The sequence below is a fragment of the Streptomyces composti genome (assembly GCF_012034205.1).
In the GTDB taxonomy this organism is placed as follows: domain Bacteria; phylum Actinomycetota; class Actinomycetes; order Streptomycetales; family Streptomycetaceae; genus Streptomyces; species Streptomyces composti.
The window spans coordinates 66101-83550 of record NZ_JAATEM010000011.1 but is presented as its reverse complement, the minus strand read 5'-3'; the positions used below and the strand labels follow the sequence as shown (position 1 = coordinate 83550).

The 17450-nt window shown below is 73.6% G+C and carries 17 protein-coding genes, 1 pseudogene and 1 riboswitch; of the genes and pseudogenes, 9 read left to right on the top strand and 9 right to left on the bottom strand.

The annotated features are described in order from the left end of the window. Positions 1-7 precede the first annotated feature (7 nt). Together HCJ93_RS11065 and HCJ93_RS11060 are read right to left on the bottom strand one after the other, a co-directional pair. The gene (locus HCJ93_RS11065) at positions 8-520 is read right to left on the bottom strand and encodes a carboxymuconolactone decarboxylase family protein (protein ID WP_167993658.1); all 513 of its coding nucleotides are present in this window, start codon (positions 518-520) and stop codon (positions 8-10) included. Beyond that, positions 517-1032 (bottom strand): carboxymuconolactone decarboxylase family protein, encoded by a 516-nt coding sequence (locus HCJ93_RS11060; protein ID WP_167993656.1) that lies wholly within the window; start codon positions 1030-1032, stop codon positions 517-519. Before HCJ93_RS11060 ends, HCJ93_RS11065 begins: the two co-directional genes overlap by 4 nt. Positions 1033-1079: 47 nt before the next feature. On the opposite strand from HCJ93_RS11060, the gene pdxR reads away from it, so the two are divergent. After that, positions 1080-2465: a MocR-like pyridoxine biosynthesis transcription factor PdxR gene (gene pdxR / locus HCJ93_RS11055; RefSeq protein ID WP_167993654.1), complete on the top strand. Its 1386-nt coding sequence runs from the start codon at positions 1080-1082 to the stop codon at positions 2463-2465. A gap of 142 nt (positions 2466-2607) precedes the next feature. On the opposite strand, the gene HCJ93_RS11050 is transcribed toward pdxR, so the two are convergent. Further along, positions 2608-3462 (bottom strand): DMT family transporter, encoded by an 855-nt coding sequence (locus tag HCJ93_RS11050; protein ID WP_167993652.1) that lies wholly within the window; start codon positions 3460-3462, stop codon positions 2608-2610. A gap of 142 nt (positions 3463-3604) precedes the next feature. Here HCJ93_RS11050 and HCJ93_RS11045 point away from each other — a divergent pair, with 142 nt between their 5' ends. The 3 genes from HCJ93_RS11045 to HCJ93_RS11035 all read left to right on the top strand — a co-directional run bounded on the left by HCJ93_RS11045 (position 3605) and on the right by HCJ93_RS11035 (position 6892). Next, positions 3605-3955 carry a hypothetical protein gene (locus HCJ93_RS11045; RefSeq protein WP_167993650.1) on the top strand — a complete coding sequence of 117 codons (351 nt, stop codon included), beginning with the start codon at positions 3605-3607 and terminating at the stop codon, positions 3953-3955. A 60-nt stretch (positions 3956-4015) separates the two neighbouring features. Next, the gene (locus HCJ93_RS11040) at positions 4016-5200 is read left to right on the top strand and encodes a glutathionylspermidine synthase family protein (RefSeq protein WP_167993648.1); all 1185 of its coding nucleotides are present in this window, start codon (positions 4016-4018) and stop codon (positions 5198-5200) included. Between the two features lie 115 nt (positions 5201-5315). After that, positions 5316-5405, top strand: a riboswitch (ZMP/ZTP riboswitch). A 32-nt stretch (positions 5406-5437) separates the two neighbouring features. Then, the gene (locus HCJ93_RS11035) at positions 5438-6892 is read left to right on the top strand and encodes a glycine hydroxymethyltransferase (RefSeq protein ID WP_167993646.1); all 1455 of its coding nucleotides are present in this window, start codon (positions 5438-5440) and stop codon (positions 6890-6892) included. 61 nt (positions 6893-6953) lie between these two features. Here HCJ93_RS11035 and HCJ93_RS11030 read toward each other — a convergent pair whose 3' ends face one another. From HCJ93_RS11030 to HCJ93_RS11020, 3 genes are all read right to left on the bottom strand, one after another. Beyond that, on the bottom strand, positions 6954-7697 hold the full coding sequence (locus HCJ93_RS11030; RefSeq protein ID WP_309141375.1) for a hypothetical protein: 744 nt from the start codon (positions 7695-7697) through the stop codon (positions 6954-6956). Positions 7698-7913: 216 nt separating this feature from the next. Then, positions 7914-8834 carry a hypothetical protein gene (locus HCJ93_RS11025; protein ID WP_167993644.1) on the bottom strand — a complete coding sequence of 307 codons (921 nt, stop codon included), beginning with the start codon at positions 8832-8834 and terminating at the stop codon, positions 7914-7916. Beyond that, complete coding sequence (locus tag HCJ93_RS11020) at positions 8827-9399, bottom strand: RNA polymerase sigma factor (protein WP_167993642.1); 573 nt, start codon at positions 9397-9399, stop codon at positions 8827-8829. Before HCJ93_RS11020 ends, HCJ93_RS11025 begins: the two co-directional genes overlap by 8 nt. Before the next feature lie 196 nt (positions 9400-9595). Here HCJ93_RS11020 and trpS point away from each other — a divergent pair, with 196 nt between their 5' ends. Then, complete coding sequence (gene trpS / locus HCJ93_RS11015; RefSeq protein WP_167993640.1) at positions 9596-10606, top strand: tryptophan--tRNA ligase; 1011 nt, start codon at positions 9596-9598, stop codon at positions 10604-10606. A gap of 104 nt (positions 10607-10710) precedes the next feature. Then, the gene (locus tag HCJ93_RS11010) at positions 10711-11289 is read left to right on the top strand and encodes a 2'-5' RNA ligase family protein (RefSeq protein WP_167993638.1); all 579 of its coding nucleotides are present in this window, start codon (positions 10711-10713) and stop codon (positions 11287-11289) included. A gap of 45 nt (positions 11290-11334) precedes the next feature. Here HCJ93_RS11010 and dprE2 read toward each other — a convergent pair whose 3' ends face one another. Next, on the bottom strand, positions 11335-12090 hold the full coding sequence (gene dprE2 / locus HCJ93_RS11005; RefSeq protein WP_167993636.1) for a decaprenylphospho-beta-D-erythro-pentofuranosid-2-ulose 2-reductase: 756 nt from the start codon (positions 12088-12090) through the stop codon (positions 11335-11337). Positions 12091-12113: 23 nt separating this feature from the next. After that, positions 12114-13463, bottom strand: a complete 1350-nt coding sequence (gene dprE1 / locus HCJ93_RS11000) for a decaprenylphosphoryl-beta-D-ribose oxidase (RefSeq protein WP_167993627.1) — start codon at positions 13461-13463, stop codon at positions 12114-12116. Between the two features lie 133 nt (positions 13464-13596). Between dprE1 and HCJ93_RS10995 the strand changes: the two genes are divergently transcribed. The 3 genes and pseudogenes from HCJ93_RS10995 (at position 13597) to HCJ93_RS10985 (ending at position 16228) form a co-directional block, all read left to right on the top strand. Continuing rightward, positions 13597-14133 carry a phosphatase PAP2 family protein gene (locus HCJ93_RS10995; RefSeq protein ID WP_167993625.1) on the top strand — a complete coding sequence of 179 codons (537 nt, stop codon included), beginning with the start codon at positions 13597-13599 and terminating at the stop codon, positions 14131-14133. Positions 14134-14143: 10 nt separating this feature from the next. Next, positions 14144-15072: pseudogene (locus tag HCJ93_RS10990) on the top strand (decaprenyl-phosphate phosphoribosyltransferase); the annotation flags it as partial. A 178-nt stretch (positions 15073-15250) separates the two neighbouring features. After that, the gene (locus HCJ93_RS10985) at positions 15251-16228 is read left to right on the top strand and encodes a YihY/virulence factor BrkB family protein (RefSeq protein ID WP_167993615.1); all 978 of its coding nucleotides are present in this window, start codon (positions 15251-15253) and stop codon (positions 16226-16228) included. On the opposite strand, the gene HCJ93_RS10980 is transcribed toward HCJ93_RS10985, so the two are convergent. After that, on the bottom strand, positions 16176-17447 hold the full coding sequence (locus tag HCJ93_RS10980) for a D-alanyl-D-alanine carboxypeptidase family protein (protein WP_309141374.1): 1272 nt from the start codon (positions 17445-17447) through the stop codon (positions 16176-16178). The two genes, HCJ93_RS10985 and HCJ93_RS10980, sit on opposite strands and share 53 nt — an antisense overlap. Positions 17448-17450 lie beyond the last annotated feature (3 nt).

Genomic DNA, 17450 nt, shown 5'->3' with positions numbered 1-17450 from the left:
ACCGCGCTCACCACCGGGTGCTCCCCGGCGGGATCCGGCGGCTGACCATCAGCCGGTTCCAGCTGTTGATCACGGTGATCAGGGCGACGAGGTGGGCCAGTTGCGCGGCGTCGAAGTGCCGGGCGGCGCGCTGGTGGACCTCGTCGGGCACGAAGCCGTCGGTGAGGACGGTGACCGCCTCGGTCAGCGCCAGTGCCGCCCGCTCCCGCTCGTCGAAGACGCCGTCACCGGCCTCCTCCCAGGCGTCCAGCAGATCCAGCTGCCGCTCGCTCACGCCGTGTTCGCGGGCGATGCCGAGGTGCATGTCCAGGCAGAACGCGCAGCGGTTGAGCTGGGAGGCGCGCAGCTGGACGAGCTCGGCGAGGGCCGGATCACCGAGGCCCTTCTTGGCGGCGGCACCGAGCGCTCGCATGGCGGCGCGGACGTCGTCGTCCAGCAGGGTCGTCCGCGCAGGGGCGGGTGCCGGCCCGGGTGCGGTCGTGCTCGCAGGCGGGTGTGCGGTCGTGGTGCTCGAGGTCATGCGTGCTGCCCCGGCTGGTAGTGGCCCGGCGTGCGGCGGCAGGTCACCCCGAAGCGGTTCCAGGCGTTGATCACCGTGATCGCGGCGATCAGCTGCGCCAGCTCGGCCTCCTCGAAGTGCTTCGCGGTGCGCTCGTAGACCTCGTCCGGGACGAAGCCGTCGGTGAGGACGGTGACCGCCTCGGTCAGCTCCAGGGCCGCCAGCTCCCGCTCCGTGTAGAAGTGCGGGGACTCCCGCCAGGCGCTCAGCTGGATGATCCGTTCCACGCTCTCGCCGGCCGCCAGGGCGTCCTTGCTGTGCATGTCCAGGCAGATGGCGCACTGGTTGATCTGCGAGGCGCGGATCTTCACCAGCTCCAGCAGCCGCGGGTCGAGGCCCTTGCGGGCCGCCGCGTCCAGCCGGACCATCGCCTTGAAGACGTCGGGGGCGAGGGCGGCCCAGTCGAGACGCGGGGGCTGCTCGGGGGCGTAGCCGTCGGTGGTGTTCGTTTCCGTGGTGGTCGTGGTCGTCATGGCATCGACCCTAGGAGCGAAGCAGCCCAGGAGTATGGTCCATTTCCATGGCAGATTCCTGGGCCACTTCCGGTATCGACCTGCATCTGGAGCCCACCGGGCCAGGGCTGCGCCGGGGCCTGACCGACGCGCTGCGCGAGGCCATCCGCACCGGCCGGCTCGCTCCCGGCACCCGGCTGCCCTCCTCCCGCGCCCTCGCCGCCGACCTGGGCATCGCCCGGAACACCGTCGCCGACGCCTACGCCGACCTGGTCGCCGAGGGCCGGCTCACCGCACGGCAGGGCTCCGGCACCCGGGTCGCCGAACACCCGGTGCCGCAGCCGCCCGCCCGTCCGGCCGCGCCCCGGCGCTCCCCCGGCCGGCTGCCGTACGACCTCATGCCGGGCAGCCCCGACCTGGCGTCCTTCCCGCGCACCGAATGGCTCAAGGCCACCCGCCGCGCCCTGACCGCCGCCCCCAGCGAAACCCTCGGCTACGGCGATCCGCGCGGCAGGCCGGAGCTGCGCGCCGCCCTCACGGAGTACCTGGCCCGCGTCCGGGGCGTGCGCGCGGACCCCGAACGCCTGGTCGTCTGCTCCGGATTCGCCGAGGGCCTGCGACTGATCGCCGAGGCGCTGCACGCCCGCGGCGGCCGCACCCTCGCCGTGGAGCCCTACGGCCTGGACGTCCACTGGGACCTGGTGGAACGCACCGGCCTGCGCACCACCCCGCTCTCCTACGACGACCTGGGCACCCGCACCGACACCCTCGGGGACGAGGACGCCGTCCTGCTCAACCCCGCCCACCAGTTCCCGCTCGGCGGGGCCCTGCGGCCCGAGCGCCGGGCCGCGGTGATCGACTGGGCCGGCCGCACCGGCGGTTTCGTCCTGGAGGACGACTACGACGGGGAGTTCCGCTACGACCGCCAGCCGGTCGGCGCGCTCCAGGACCTCGACCCCGACCGCGTGGTCTACCTGGGCACCGCCAGCAAGGCCCTGGCGCCCGGCCTGCGCCTGGGCTGGATGGTGGTCCCGCCCGCTCTGCTGCCGGACGTCCTCGACCACGGCGGGGCACGCTCGGTGAGTGTGGTGGAGCAGCTCACCCTGGCGGAGTTCCTCACCTCCGGCGCCTACGACCGGCACGTCCGCTCCGCCCGCCTGCGCTACCGGCGCCGCCGCGACGCCCTGGTGGAGGCGCTCGCCGTCCGCGCCCCCGACGTCCGGGTCACCGGCATCGCGGCCGGCCTGCACGCGGTGCTCCGGTTGCCGCCCGGCACCGAGCAGTCCGTGGTGCAGGCGGCGACCTGGCAGGGCCTGACCGTGCACGGCCTCAGCCGCTACCGGCACCCCGCCGCCGAGGTCACCTCCCCGGACGCCCTGGTCGTCGGCTACGCCACCCCACCCGACCACGCGTGGTCGGCCACGCTGGAGGCGTTGTGCAAGGCGTTGCCCTGACATGGGAGGCGTGCATCCGCGGGGTGTGCCCTCGTCTGCGGGCGTGCCCCTCATCCGCGGGCCGTGCCCACGTCTGCGGGGGCGGGCCCTCATCCGCGGGCCGTGCCCGGAGAACGGCACCGCGCAGTCCCCTGACGCCCGCTCAGTCCGCGCTGTGGGCTGCCTCGGTGGCATCCGGCGTACTCGGGGCCTCGCCGAAGCGGCTCAGGGCGAGGGCGCCCGCCACCGCCACCGCGAAGCCGAGGAAGGCCAGCCAGGTCAGGCCGGGACGGGTGCGGTCCCCGAGCCAGACGACACCGGCGAGAGCGGGGCCGATCGTCTCGCCGAGGACCAGGCCCGCCGTGGCCGCGGTGACCGAGCCGCGCTGCAGAGCCGAGGTGAGCAGGAGGAACGCGGCGCCGCCGCCGAGCAGCAGGGCGTAGACCGCCGGGTCGGTGAGCAGGGCCGCCGGGGAGGAGAACTCGTCGACCAGGCGGACCGACACCTCCACCACGCCGAAACCGAAACCGGCGCCCAGACCGAGGGTGCCGGCCCGTGCCCGCTCCGGCAGCCGCCCGCCCACCGCGCTCAGCAGCAGCACCGCGCCCGCCGTGCCGAGCATCAGCCAGTCCAGCCAGCCGGGGTCCGGCTCCGTGCCCTCCGCCCCCGACGCCAGGCCCAGCATCGCCAGACCGGCGCACACCACCGCCACCGCCGTCCACTCCACCCGGCTCAGCCGGATGCCCAGCAGCCACGCCGCGACCACCGCCGTCACCGCGAGGCTCGCCGCCAGCGCCGCGCCCACCGCGTAGATCGGGACCAGCTCCAGCGCGACGATCTGCAGTCCGAAGCCCAGACCGTCCAGCGCCAGCCCGAGCAGATAGCGCCAGTGACGCAGCGCCCGCAGCAGCAGCACCACATCACCGCTCGGACGGGTGGCCGCCGCCGCGCGGGCGGCCATCGCCTGGAGCACCGTCGCCGTGCCGTAGCAGAGCGCCGAACCAAGCGCGCACACCATGCCAAAGATCACATAAGGACAGTAGAACGAGGGGCCGGTCAGGGGGCCTCTCGCCACCCCGTCGGGCCCATCTCTACGCTGTCCGGGGCGAGTCGGCGTACGGACGGCCGACCGCTCTGCAGTACACGGGGGAGTGAAGAACATGGCAGACACACCGAGGCGGCTGCGCTCCAGCACGGTGGTGCTGGGCGGCATGGGTGTCCTCGCGGCGGCCCTGTCCGCCTGCGGCTCGGACCCGGACCGCCGCTGCGTGGACCGCGACAGCTACGACTTCATCAACGGCTACAAGATCGTCGCCGACAGGCACTGCAAGTCCACCGGCTCGTCCTCCTACGGCAAGAGCCGCAAGTCCGGCGGCAAACGCATGGACGCCGACTGGTACTACGACGCCGACGTCAGCAACGGCTACGCCGACAACGGCACCTTCAGCCGCAGCGAGGCCGTCGACCGCGGCGGCTTCGGCTGCTCCGGCTCCGGCAGCGGCGGCGGCTGAGCGACGGCCGGCCCGCCGGCCCGCCGCCCCCTGCCCGCCGACGCCGACCGAAGGCCACCCATGGAACGCCGCACCATCGACCCCCGCCCCGGTTGGCAGCAGACCGTCGAGGAACAGGGGCTGATCTACCCGCTCACCCGCTACCCGGACGGCTCCCTGCGCCCCTACTGGGACGAGAGCGCCTACTACGTCTTCAGCCTCGAGGAGGTGGAGGCGCTGGAGGAGACGGTCGAGGAACTGCACCGCATGTGCCTCGCCGCCGCCGAGCACATCGTCACCGCGGGACGCTTCGCCGACCTCGGCATCACCGACCCGAGGGTGGCCGCCGCGGTCGCCGAGTCCTGGCGGCGGCGCGCCGAACTGCCCTCCGTATACGGCCGCTTCGACCTGCGCTACGACGGCACCGGACCGGCCAAGCTGCTCGAGTACAACGCCGACACGCCCACCTCGCTGGTGGAGGCGGCGTCCCCGCAGTGGTTCTGGATGGAGGAGCGCTTCCCCGGCGCCGACCAGTGGAACTCCCTGCACGAACGCCTCGTCGGCGCCTGGAAGAAGCAGTCCGCCCTGCTCCCGCCGGGCAGCGTGCTGTACTTCGCCAACTCCGAGGCCGACGAGCTGGGCGAGGACCTGATGACGGTCGCCTACTTGAAGGAGACCGCGGAGCAGGCGGGGCTCGACACGCAGTGGATCTCCATGGAGGAGATCGGCTGGGACCGGCTCTCCGGACGTTTCGTGGACACCCGGCTGCGCTTCATCCGCAGCATCTTCAAGCTCTACCCCTGGGAATGGCTCACCACCGACCGCTTCGCCGCTCATGTCCTGGACACCCTGGACAACGGCGGCGGCACCGGCAGCACCCTGTGGATAGAACCGGCCTGGAAGATGCTGCTCAGCAACAAGGCCCTGCTCGCCGTCCTCTGGGAGCTCTACCCCGGCCACCCCAACCTCCTCCCGGCCTACCTCGACGGCCCGCGCGACCTGGCCCGCACCGCCGGCTATGTCGCCAAGCCGCTCCTCGGCCGGGAGGGCGCCGGCGTCACCGTCCACGAGCCCGGCGCCGACCCGGTGATCCGCGACGAACCCTGCTGCTACCAGCAGCTGGCGCCGCTGCCCGCCTTCGACGGCAACCATGTGGTGCTGGGCGCCTGGGTGGTGGAGAACGAGGCCGCCGGACTCGGCATCCGCGAGTCCTCGGGTCTGGTGACCGACGAATACGCCCGCTTCCTGCCCCACGTGATCCTCTGAGCCCTCGGCCGGGCTCGGTCCGCTCGGCCCGCGGGCCCGCCCGTGCCGTGCACGGGGACAGCCCGCCCGCATGGCGGACGCTCTCCTTGGGGCGCGGCGTGCACCCGGTAGGCTGACCGAGGGCCGTGACTGGCGCGCTGGGATGGGACCGACCATCGGGGAGCGGCCCGTACGGGAATGTGTGCCGTGCGCCTGGGCCGAACCGTGTACGCCGAACGCCCACGTCCGGAGGTCCTGATGTCCGACCCGTCCGCGCCCCTGTCCCGCGAGTCCGCCGCCTACCGCGCGGCCCTCGACGTCATCCGCGCCGTGGAGCCGCGCGTCGCCGACGCCATCGGCCAGGAGGTCGCCGACCAGCGCGAGATGCTCAAGCTGATCGCCTCCGAGAACTACGCCTCCCCGGCCACCCTGCTGGCGATGGGCAACTGGTTCAGCGACAAGTACGCCGAGGGCACCATCGGCCGCCGCTTCTACGCCGGCTGCCGCAACGTGGACACCGTGGAGGCGCTGGCCGCCGAGCACGCCCGTGAGCTGTTCGGCGCCCGCCACGCCTACGTGCAGCCGCACTCCGGCATCGACGCCAACCTCGTCGCCTTCTGGGCCGTCCTCGCCGACCGCGTCGAGGCGCCGTTCCTGGAGAAGGCCGGCGTCCGCCAGATCAACGACCTCTCCGAGGCCGACTGGGCCGAGCTGCGCCAGGCCTTCGGCAACCAGCGGATGCTCGGCATGTCCCTGGACGCCGGCGGCCACCTCACCCACGGCTTCCGCCCGAACATCTCCGGCAAGATGTTCGACCAGCGCTCCTACGGCACCGACCCGGCCACCGGCCTGATCGACTACGAGGCGCTGCGCGCCCAGGCCCGTGAGTTCAAGCCGCTGATCATCGTCGCCGGCTACTCCGCCTACCCCCGCCTGGTGAACTTCCGGATCATGCGGGAGATCGCCGACGAGGTCGGCGCCACGCTCATGGTCGACATGGCCCACTTCGCGGGCCTGGTCGCGGGCAAGGTCCTCACCGGCGACTTCGACCCGGTACCGCACGCCCAGATCGTCACCACCACCACTCACAAGTCCCTGCGCGGCCCGCGCGGCGGCATGGTGCTGTGCGACGACTCCCTGAAGGACCAGGTCGACCGCGGCTGCCCGATGGTCCTCGGCGGCCCGCTCCCGCACGTCATGGCGGCCAAGGCGGTCGCCCTCGCCGAGGCGCGGCAGCCCTCCTTCCAGGACTACGCCCAGCGCATCGTCGACAACTCGCGCGCCCTCGCCGAGGGCCTGATGCGCCGCGGCGCCACCCTGGTCACCGGCGGTACCGACAACCACCTCAACCTGATCGACGTCGCCACCTCCTACGGCCTCACCGGCCGCCAGGCGGAGGCCGCCCTGCTCGACTCGGGCATCGTCACCAACCGCAATGCCATCCCCGCCGACCCCAACGGCGCCTGGTACACCTCCGGCATCCGCATCGGCACCCCCGCGCTGACCACGCGTGGCCTGGGCACCGCCGAGATGGACGAGGTGGCCGGACTCATCGACCGCGTGCTCACCGCCACCGAGCCCGGCACCACCAAGTCCGGCGCCCCGTCCAAGGCCTCCCACATCCTCGACCCGAAGATCGCCGACGAGGTCTCCCGCCGCGCCACCGACCTGGTGGCAGGCTTCCCGCTGTACCCGGAGATCGACCTCGGCTGACGCCGCCGCGGCTCGCCGTGCGGCGGTCCGGCCCCGTGCCCGGCCGACGCGCGGCGACGCCTCACAGATCCAGCAGCTCCTGCCGCGGCTCCGGCGGCTCCCGGCGTCGGCGGAGCAACGGCAGCCGGCTGACCTGGGGCCGCAGCACCAGGCCGAGGGCCACCCCGGCCACCGTGCCCGGTATCGCCCACCACCAGCCGGTGTCACCCGGGGGCCGGGTGGCGGTGACCGCCGCCTTCTCCCGGTCCTGATCCGGAGCCTCCTGCGCGGGGGCGGACGCCGCCTCCCTCTCCCAGGGCGCCGGGTAGACCGCGGCCCCGGACCCTGCGCTCGACTTCTCGCCCATCAGGCGCAGGCTCTTCAGCAGTCCCCGCAGCTCGGACGGCTCCTCGGCGCGATGCCAGGCCCCGGTGGGCGCCCCCGTGAGCCTTCCCGCGGTGTGGACCCACACGGCCTTGCCCTCGGCCATCAGATAGACCCGGTCGATCCGCCAGGGGTCCACGTCGTGCACCATCCAGCTGACATTGATCAGCCGCGAGGACACCAGGTCCGCCTCCGGCGGCTTGTCGCGCGTGCCCCGGCCGAGCGGGCCCAGCAGCCGCTCCAGCGCGGCGTACTCCTTGTCGCTGTGGTACAGCGAGGCGGTCTGCCCGCTCTCGGGGGAGACCAGCAGCACGCTCGTCGGCCCGCCGGCCGCGGCGGGCGCCGCTCCCCACACCATCAGGGCCACCGCGGCGAGCAGCGCCGCCGCGCCCGCCGCCAGCCGTCGTACCCTGTCCTTCCACCAGCGCATCCGAACCCCCACTCGGCCGGTCGCTCCTCGTGCGGCACGCTCCGCGGGCCGCCTGTCACTTCTGGTACACCGCCCGCCACGCCGAGGTTCCACTCCCGGGGCGACTTCTTTGCGACGGGGCGGCTTCTTCTCGACAGGGCGGCTTCTTCCGACGGGGCACTTCCCGACGGGCAACCTCCTCCGCCGTACCTCCTCCGCCGTGCCTCCGGCGACGGCCCGGCGGCCGGCTCACCGCCCCGCCGACTCCACCGACCTCGCGATCTCCAGCGCCCGCCCCTGCGAGGCCACGCCCTCCAACCGCAGCGTCACGGCCTCGGGACCGGCGGCGCCGGGGGCGAACGCCCCGCCCGCGTGGGTCCACAGCAGGGTCGGGCCCGCCGTGCGCTCCTCGCGGGTGAAGCGGCGGCCCTCCCGGTCCACCAGCCAGAACTCCAGCGCGTGCGGCCGCGCGAACCACAGTGCGGGGCGGAACTCACCGTCGTCGCCGTCGTCCGGGCCGTCCCCGTCCAGCGACAGCCACACCGGCTGCTCGCGCACCGTCTTGGCGAAGGTGAGGTCCAGCTGCGCCGGGAACTCGTCCAGCCGGACCGTGCGCCCCCGCTCGCTCCAGCACAGGCTCACCAGGAACCGCCCGTGGGGCAGCCGGCTCACCGTGACCCCGTCCGGGGAGCCCAGCTCCTCGGGCACCAGGGGCTCGAATCCGGCGCGTCGCCGCGCCTCCCCGAGCGAGACCGCGGGCGAACCGCACCCGGGCACCGGGGCCTGCGAGGGCGGCGCCGCCGACGGGTCGTGGCGCACCTCGACCCCGCCGAAGCCGAACCAGTCCGCCACCGCCGCCCGCACCGGGGGTGTCAGCGCGAGCACCGTCAGCAGCCCGCACAGCGCGGCGACCAGCCGCCGCCGGTGCAGCCGGGACCAGCGGCGCACGGCACGCAGCCGGTCTCGCGCCCGCTCCCGGCCGCTCGGCTCCCCGGCGATCTGCAGGTTCTCGGCCAGTATCCGGCCCAGCACCTGCTCGACCATCGTCTCGGCCCCGGCAGCCGGATCGGGGCCGTCCAGCGACCGTCCGAGGGCCCGCAGCTCCTCCCGCAGCCGGGCCGCCTCCGCCCGCCGCCGCTCCTCCGAGCCGCCGTCGTGAGGCTCAGTCACGCTCCTCACCCCCCTCCCGTGCGTGCTCCCGGGGACGGAAGTCCGGTAGCAGGCGCTCCAGCTTGCGCAGGGCACGGTTCAGCCGGGACTTCACCGTGCCCCGGGCCCAGCCGAGGGCCTGGGCGGTCTCCTTCTCGTCCATCTCCAGCAGATAGCGGTAGGTGACCACCAGCCGGTGCTCCTCGCTCAGCTTCTCCAGGGCGGCCACCAGCGCGCGGCGCCGCTCCGTCTCGAGCGTCGCCACCGCCGGATCCGCCGACTCCGGTATCGCCGGCCCGGCCGCCGCGAACGCCGCCTCACGGTCGGCGAGCGTGTGTCTGCGCGCGGCCGCGCGCACCGTGTTCCTGGTCTCGTTGGCCACGATCGACAGCAGCCACGGCCGGAACGCCATGCCGTCCCGGAACCGGCCCAGCGCGCAGTACGCCTTGACGAACGCCTGCTGCACCACGTCCTCCGCGTCCGCGCCCGCTCCCAGCGCGGCGGCCGCCCTGAGCGCGATGCCCGTGTGCGCGCGCACCAGCTCCGCGTACGCCTCCGGCTCCCCGGCGCGTACGCGAGCGATCACCGCGGCCTCATCGACGATGCGGCCCCCCTCCCGCGTCCTCACGCTCTTGTTACACCGCCGGGCCCGGATCGGTTCCCACTCGGAGCAGAGCTGTTTCCGGTCGGTTCCGGAGCGCTGTGCGGGACCTGCGAGAATGGGGGGCATGGCCTCTGATCGCCCGCCCGTCTCCCACAACCCCCAGGGGAATGGCTCCGCCATGCAGCAACGTCCTCGCGTGCTCTCCGGAATCCAGCCCACCGCAGGCTCGTTCCACCTCGGCAACTACCTCGGCGCCGTCCGCCAGTGGGTGGCGCTGCAGGAGACCCACGACGCGTTCTACATGGTCGTCGACCTGCACGCGATCACCCTGCCGCAGGACCCCGGGGAACTGCGCGCCAACACCCGCCTGGCCGCCGCCCAGCTGCTGGCCGCGGGACTCGACCCCGAGCGCTGCACGCTGTTCGTCCAGAGCCACGTCCCCGAGCACGCCCAGCTCGCCTGGGTCATGAACTGCCTCACCGGCTTCGGCGAGGCCTCCCGCATGACCCAGTTCAAGGACAAGTCCGCCAAGCAGGGCGCCGACCGGGCCAGCGTCGGCCTGTTCACCTACCCGATCCTGCAGGTCGCCGACATCCTGCTGTACCAGGCGAACGAGGTGCCGGTCGGCGAGGACCAGCGCCAGCACATCGAGCTCACCCGTGACCTCGCCGAGCGGTTCAACGGGCGCTTCGGCCAGACCTTCACGGTCCCGAAGCCGTACATCCTCAAGGAGACGGCGAAGATCTACGACCTGCAGGACCCGACGATCAAGATGAGCAAGTCGGCGTCCACGCCGAAGGGCCTCATCAACCTGCTGGACGAGCCGAAGACCACCGCGAAGAAGATCAGGAGCGCGGTCACCGACACCGACACGGTGATCCGCTACGACACCGAGAACAAGCCCGGTGTGAGCAATCTCCTCACCATCTATTCGACCCTCACGGGTACGGGTATCGCGGAACTGGAGGAGAAGTACGCCGGCAAGGGCTACGGTGCGCTCAAGACGGACCTCGCCGAGGTCATGGTCGAGTTCGTGACCCCGTTCAAGGAGCGCACCCAGCAGTACCTCGACGACCCCGAGACGCTCGACTCGATCCTGGCCAAGGGCGCGGAGAAGGCCCGTGCCGTCGCCGCGGAGACCCTCGCCCAGGCGTACGACCGGGTGGGATTCCTGCCCGCCAAGCACTGAGCGGGCGCTCACGAGCCGCATATCACGTCGGCTGCGCCTGCCCGCGCAGCCGGCGTGGCCGTACAGTCGATAACCGGGTGTCCGACAAAACGACAGGAGACGACGTGGGGACCGTAACGATCGGTGTGTCGATCGCGGTCCCGGAGCCTCACGGCAGCCAGCTCCAGCAGCTGCGCGCGGGCTTCGGCGACGCCGCGGCTCACGGCATCCCCACGCATGTCACGCTGCTCCCGCCGACGGGAGTGGAGACCGAGGACCTGCCCGCCATCGAGGCGCATCTGAGCGAGGTCGCCGCGAACGGCCGCCCGTTCCCCATGCGGCTGCGCGGCACCGGCACCTTCCGCCCCCTGTCGCCCGTGGTGTTCGTGCAGGTCGTCGAGGGCGCCGAGGCGTGCACCTGGCTGCAGAAGCAGGTCCGGGACGCCTCCGGCCCCGTCGCCCGCGAGCTGCCCTTCCCGTACCACCCGCATGTCACGGTGGCGCACGGCATCGAGGAGGCGGCGATGGACCGCGCCTTCGAGGAGCTCGCCGACTACGAGGCCGAGTGGCCCTGCACCGGCTTCGCGCTCTACGAGCAGGGTGCGGACGGGGTGTGGCGGAAGCTGCGCGAGTTCACCTTCGGGTCGCCGGTCGTCCCGCCGCAGTGCGGCCCCGCCGACCGCGGCTCGGTCTCCGCGCGCTGAGGTCCGCCTCCCCCGGGCGTTCCCCGGGTCCGCGCGCCGCCGGGGCTACACCGGCAGCCGTCGGAACACCCCCCGCGGCAGATGCCGCAGCACCGTCATCACCGCGCGCAGCGCCCCGGGCACCCATACGGTCTCCGAGCGGCGGCGCAGGCCCAGTTCGATGGCCGTGGCGACCGCCTCCGGGGTGGTCGCCAGCGGTGCCTCCGGCAGCCGCGCGGTCGTCCGGGTACGGACGAAGCCGGGCCGTACGACCATCACATGGACGCCCGTGCCGTACAGGGCGTCGCCGAGCCCCTGGGTGAAGGTGTCCAGACCGGCCTTGCTGGAGCCGTAGATGAAGTTGGCGCGCCGGGCGCGTTCGGCGGCGACGGAGGAGAGCACCACCAGCGAGCCGTGGCCCTGGTTCTGCAGGGCGGCGGCGCACACCAGGCCCGCCGAGACCGCACCGGTGTAGTTGGTCTGCGCCACCCGCACCGCGGCCTGCGGATCGCGCTCGTCGGTGGCCTGGTCGCCGAGGGTGCCGAAGGCCAGCAGCACCATGTCGATGTCGCCCTCCGCGAAGACCTTGCCCAGTGTCTCCTCGTGCGAGGCGGGGTCCAGCGCGTCGAAGGGGACCGTGTGCACCTGCGCGCCCAGACCGCGCAGATGGCCGGCGGCCCGGTCGAGCGCGGGGGAGGGGCGGCCCGCCAGCCAGACGGTGCGGGTGCGGCGGGCGATCAGCCGGCGGGCGGTGGCCAGGGCGATCTCCGAGGTACCGCCGAGGACGAGCAGGGACTGGGGGAGGCCGAAGGCGTCCTTCACGTGCAGCTCCAGGGGTCGCTTCTCTACAGGTCGAGGCGGCGGGCCAGGTCGGACATGAACACCCCGCGCGGGTCCAGCTCCGCGCGCAGGGCACGGAAGTCGTCGAGCCGCGGATACATGGCCGCGAGCAGGTCGGGCCGCAGCCGGGCGTCCTTGGCGAGGCAGACGCGGCCCCCGGCGGCGGCTACCTCTTCGTCCAGCTCGTCCAGGAAGGGGCCGAGACCCGGCAGCGACGCCGGGATGTCCACGGCCAGCGTCCAGCCGGGCGCGGGGAAGGACAGCCAGCCGGGATCGGCGGGACCGAAGCGCTTGAGGACGGCCAGGAAGGACGGGCAGCGGCGGTCGGAGAGCCGCCGCACGATCCGGCGCAGCGTCTCCTCCCGGCCCTCGCCCACCACGAACTGGTACCGCACGAAGCCGCCGCGGCCGTAGACGCGGTTCCAGTGCGGCACCCCGTCCAGGGGGTGGAAGAACGCGGTCAGGTGCTGGAGCCGGATGCTGCGGGTGCGGGATGCCCTGCGGTACCAGAGCTCGTTGAACAGGCCCACGGTGGTGCGGCCGATCAGCCCTTCGGGCAGGAAGGCGGGGGCGGCCGGCAGGCGGGAGGTGCGCAGGGCCAGGGGCGCCCGGCGGGCGCGGCCGGGCAGCGCGTCCAGCGGGGCGTGGTCGCCCCGGGTGAGGACCGCGCGGCCGGTGGCGGCGCCCCTGGCCAGCAGGTCGATCCAGGCGACGGAGTAGCGGTAGTGGTGGTCCGTCGCGGTCAGGCGGGCCATCAGGTCGTCGAGGTCGGCCGCTCGCTCGGTGGCGACCCGCATCAGGGCCGTCTCGACCGGCTGCAGGCGCAGCGTCGCGGTCAGCACGATGCCGGTCAGGCCCATCCCGCCGGTGGTCGCGTCGAACAGCGGCGTGCCCGGCGCGACCGTTCGGACCGTGCCGTCGGCGGTGAGCAGTTCGAAGGACAGCACATGGCGGGAGAAGGCCCCGGCGACAGGGTGGTTCCTGCCGTGGATGTCGGCGCCGATCGCGCCGCCGACGGTCACCTGGCGGGTGCCGGGCGTCACCGGCACGAACCAGCCCAGCGGCAGCAGCACCTCCATCAGCCGGTGCAGCGACACGCCCGCGTCGCACAGCACCGTGCCGCCGGAGGCGTCGATCGCGTGGATGCGGTTCAGGCCGGTCATGTCCAGCACGGCACCGCCCGCGTTCTGCGCCGCGTCCCCGTAGGCCCGTCCCAGGCCCCGGGCGATGCCCCCGCGGGGCCCGCAGCTCCGGACGGCCGTCGCGGCCTCCTCGTACGTCCGCGGTCGGATCAGCCGGGCGGCGGTGGGCGCGGTGCGGCCCCACCCCTGCACGGAAACGGTCTCGGCGAGCATGGCGGTGACCGTATCGCCCTTGTTTGAGCGATTGTGCGTGAAACGTCAGTCACCTCGTCGAAATGGGTGATTAATGGGATGTCGTTCAAGAGGGACGGTGCCCGGGCGGGAGCGGTGTGGACAGTGAGTCCCCATGGACGACCACCACGACCCGAGGCTCCCGCCCGGCCCCCGCTCCCTCGACCACCGGATCGTCACCGCCCTGCGGGCGCGCGGCGCCGACCCGCGCGTGGCCGGTGCCGTGCGCGCCCTCTCCCGGGCGGGGGAGCACGGAGCGCTCTGGTTCGCGGCGGGGCTCACCGCCGCCGCCGTGGACCGCCGACGGCGCCGCGCCTGGCTGCGCGGCACCGCGCTCACCGCGGGCGCCCACGCCGCCAGTTCGGGTCTGAAACGGGTCGTGCGCCGCCCGCGCCCCAGCCACGTCGAACCGCTCGTCGGCACCCGGTGCCGGCACTCCTTCCCCAGCTCGCACGCCGCCTCCTCGGCCGCCGCCGCGCTCGCCTTCGGGGCGCTGGGCGCCCGCGTCGCGGTCCCGGTGGCCGCGGCCGTCTGTCTGTCCCGGGTGGTGGCCGGCGTCCACTATCCGTCCGACGTGGCGGGGGGCGCCGCCATCGGCGCGCTCACCGCGGGGCTCGGCCTCCGCTGGATCAGGGAGGGCGCCCAGGACTGACACCGTCGTCCTGCGCCGGGGCGAGCGGCGCGAGCGCCCCCCGCGGGGCACCCGCGAGCTGCTCGCCGGGCTGCTGATCACCGCACGCCCCACGCAGTGGGTCAAGAACGTCCTGGTGATCGCCGCCCCGGCCGCCGGGCAGCTCGCCACCTGGCAGGTGCTGACCGAACTCGCCCTGGTCCACGCCCTGGTCACGGCCGCCCCCGCCGCCGTCCGCCTGCTCAACGACGCCCGCGACGCCGAGGCCGACCGCGCCCATCACGTCAGGGCCCATCCCGTCAAGCGCCACCGCCCGGTCGCCGCCGGTCGGGTGCCCGTTGCGGCCGCCTGCGCCACGGGCGCCGCCCTCGCCGTGCCCGCCCCGTTCACCGCCGCCCGGCTGAGCACCCCGCAGGTGACCGCGCCGCCGGCCGCGTACCTCTGCATGCGTCTGGGTACTGCTACAGCCTCAAGCACCTCCTGGTCGTGGACCTCGTCGTGGTCACCACCGGGTTCCTGATGCGGGGGCGAGCGGCGGACTGGCCCTCGGGCATCCCGCTGTCGCGCTGGTTCCTGATCACCTCCGGCTTCGGCGCGCTGTTCCTGGTGGCCGCCAAGCGCTGCTCCGAGGCCGTGCAGCCGGGCGGCGGGTCCGGCGCCCCCCGCGCGCTGCCCAGCGAGTACTCCACCGGCTGCCTCCGCTTCGTCGGGCAGCTCGCCGCCGGGGTCGCCGTGCTCGGCCACTGCCTGGGGGCCCTCGAGGTGGGCGGGGTGCCGCACACCGGCGTGCTGCCCTGGCGTCAGCTCTCCGTGGTGCCGTTCGTCCTCGCGGTGCTGCGCTACGCGGTCTTCGCCGACCGGGGCACCGCCGGCGAACCGGAGGACGTGGTGCTGCGCGACCCGGCGCTCGCCCTGATCGGTGCGGTGCGGGCGGGGAGGTACGCGGCGGCGGTGGCCGACGGGTGGCCGGCCCGCGGACCTTGGGCGGGCGACGGCGAGTTCGGTGCGGCCGGGCGGCGGGAAGGCCGGTGCGGCCGACACGCCGGGACCGGGGCCGCCCTCACGCGATGACGGGGCATCAGAACATGTTTCGTGCACCGAGCACATCGCACCGCCACCGCACGGGCAAGGACGGATCATGGACTGGCTGAAGAGACTTCCGGTCGTCGGGCCGTGGTTCGCCCGGCTGATGCTCACCCACGCGTGGCGGACCTACGAGCGGCTGGACCGCGTGCACTGGACGCGGCTGGCCGCCGCGATGACCTTCACCAGCTTCGTGGCGCTCTTCCCGCTGCTCACCGTGGCCGCCGCGATCGCCGCCGCCACGCTCAGCCAGAAGCAGCAGGACACCCTCCAGGACAGGATCGCCGACCAGATCCCCGGCATCGCCGACCGGCTGAACATCGAGGGTCTGGTGGAGAACGCCGGCACGGTCGGTCTGATCGCCGGTGTGCTGCTGCTGTTCACCGGCGTCAGCTGGGCCGGGTCCACCCGGGAGTGCCTGCGCGCGGTGTGGGAGCTGCCCGACGAGGAGGAGAACCCGCTGCTGCGCAAGGTCAAGGACCTGGGCATCCTGCTGGGGCTCGGCGGCGCGGTGCTGATCACCCTGGCGGCCTCCACCGTCGCCACCGCGCTGGTCGGCCGGATCAGCGACGCCATCGGGCTGGAGGAGGGCGGCTGGGGCGGTGTGCTGCTGCGGATCGCCGCCCTCGCGGTCGCCGTGGGCGCCGACTTCCTGCTGCTGCTCTACGTGCTGACCCTGCTGCCCGGTGTGGAGCCGTCCCGGCGCCGCCTGGTGGTGGCGGCGCTGACCGGAGCGGTCGGCTTCGAGCTGCTGAAGCTGCTGCTCAGCGGCTATCTGCAGGGCGTGGCGGCGAAGAGCATGTACGGCGCGTTCGGCGTCCCGGTGGCTCTGCTGCTGTGGATCAACCTCACCTCGAAACTGGTGCTGTTCTGCGCCGCCTGGACGGCGACCCCGAGCAAGGAGGCCGGGGCCGCCGCCGCGGCGGACGAGGGCCCGGCCCCGCACCAGGAGGGCGCCGTCCCGCGCACGGACCGCCCGGTCAGTCGCGAGGGCGGCGGCGCACCAGGTCGGGCAGCGGCCAGCGACGGTTGACCAGGTAGGCCGCCCCCGCCAGCAGCGCCAGCACACCACCGGTGAGGGACAGCGCCACGCCGATCCCGCTGGAGCCGCCCGCAGGGGCGCTCGCCACCGGCTTCTCGCCGCCGCCCGCACCCTGCGCCGAGCCGCCCGCCTGACCGGGGGAGGCACTGGGCCCGCCGGCCTGGGCGCCCTTCGGCGGCACCAGTTCACCCACCGGCTCGACCTTCCCGGCCGCCTCGAACCCCCAGTCGAACAGCTTCGCGGTCTCCTTGTAGACCTCGTTGTGGCCGTCCTTCTCCGGGTTCATCACGGTGACCAGCAGCACCCGGCCGTCGCGCTCGGCGACCCCGGTGAAGGTGGCGCCGGCGTTGGTGGTGTTGCCGTTCTTCACCCCGGCGATGCCCTTGTAGACCGGCAGGCCGGCGTCTCCGGTCAGCAGCCGGTTGGTGTTCTGGATCTCGAAGGACTCCCGGACCTTCTTGCCCTTCTTGTTCTTCTTCGTCTCGCCCGGGAACTTCGCGCGGACCGTGGAGGCGTACTCGCGGAAGTCCTTCTTCTGCATCCCGGAACGGGCGATCAGGGTCAGGTCGTACGCGGAGGACACCTGCTTGGGCGCGTCGTAGCCGTCCGGGCTGACCACATGCGTGTCGAGGGCCTGCAGTTCCTCGGCATGCTTGTTCATCTCGGCGACCGTCGGCTCCACGCCGCCGTTCATGGCGGACAGCACGTGCACGGCGTCGTTGCCGGAGCGCAGGAACACGCCCAGCCACAGGTCGTGGACGGTGTAGGTCTCGTCCTCCTTGATGCCGACCATGCTGGAACCTGGGCCCACCCCGGCCAGGTCGGAGAGCTTCACCTTGTGCTTGGCGGTCTTCGGCCACTTCGGCAGCAGGGTGTCCGCGAACAGCATCTTCAGGGTGCTCGCCGGGGCCAGCCGCCAGTGCGCGTTGTGCGCGGCGAGCACCTCGCCCGACTCGGCGTCGGCGACGATCCAGGACCGCGCCGATATCCCCTTCGGCAGCACCGGCACACCCGGGGCCGGATTGACCTGGGTGCCGGGCTCGGCGAGCCGGGCACCGCCCACGGCCGACATCTTCGCCGGGGGCTTCGCCGACGGGCTGGTGCCGGGGCTCGGACTGGCAGCGGCGGCGGGCGCGGTCAGCGCGGCGGACACGAGAAGGGCGGAGGCGACCACCAGCGATCGCCGCAAGGTTGTCTTGGGTGCGGGCACGAC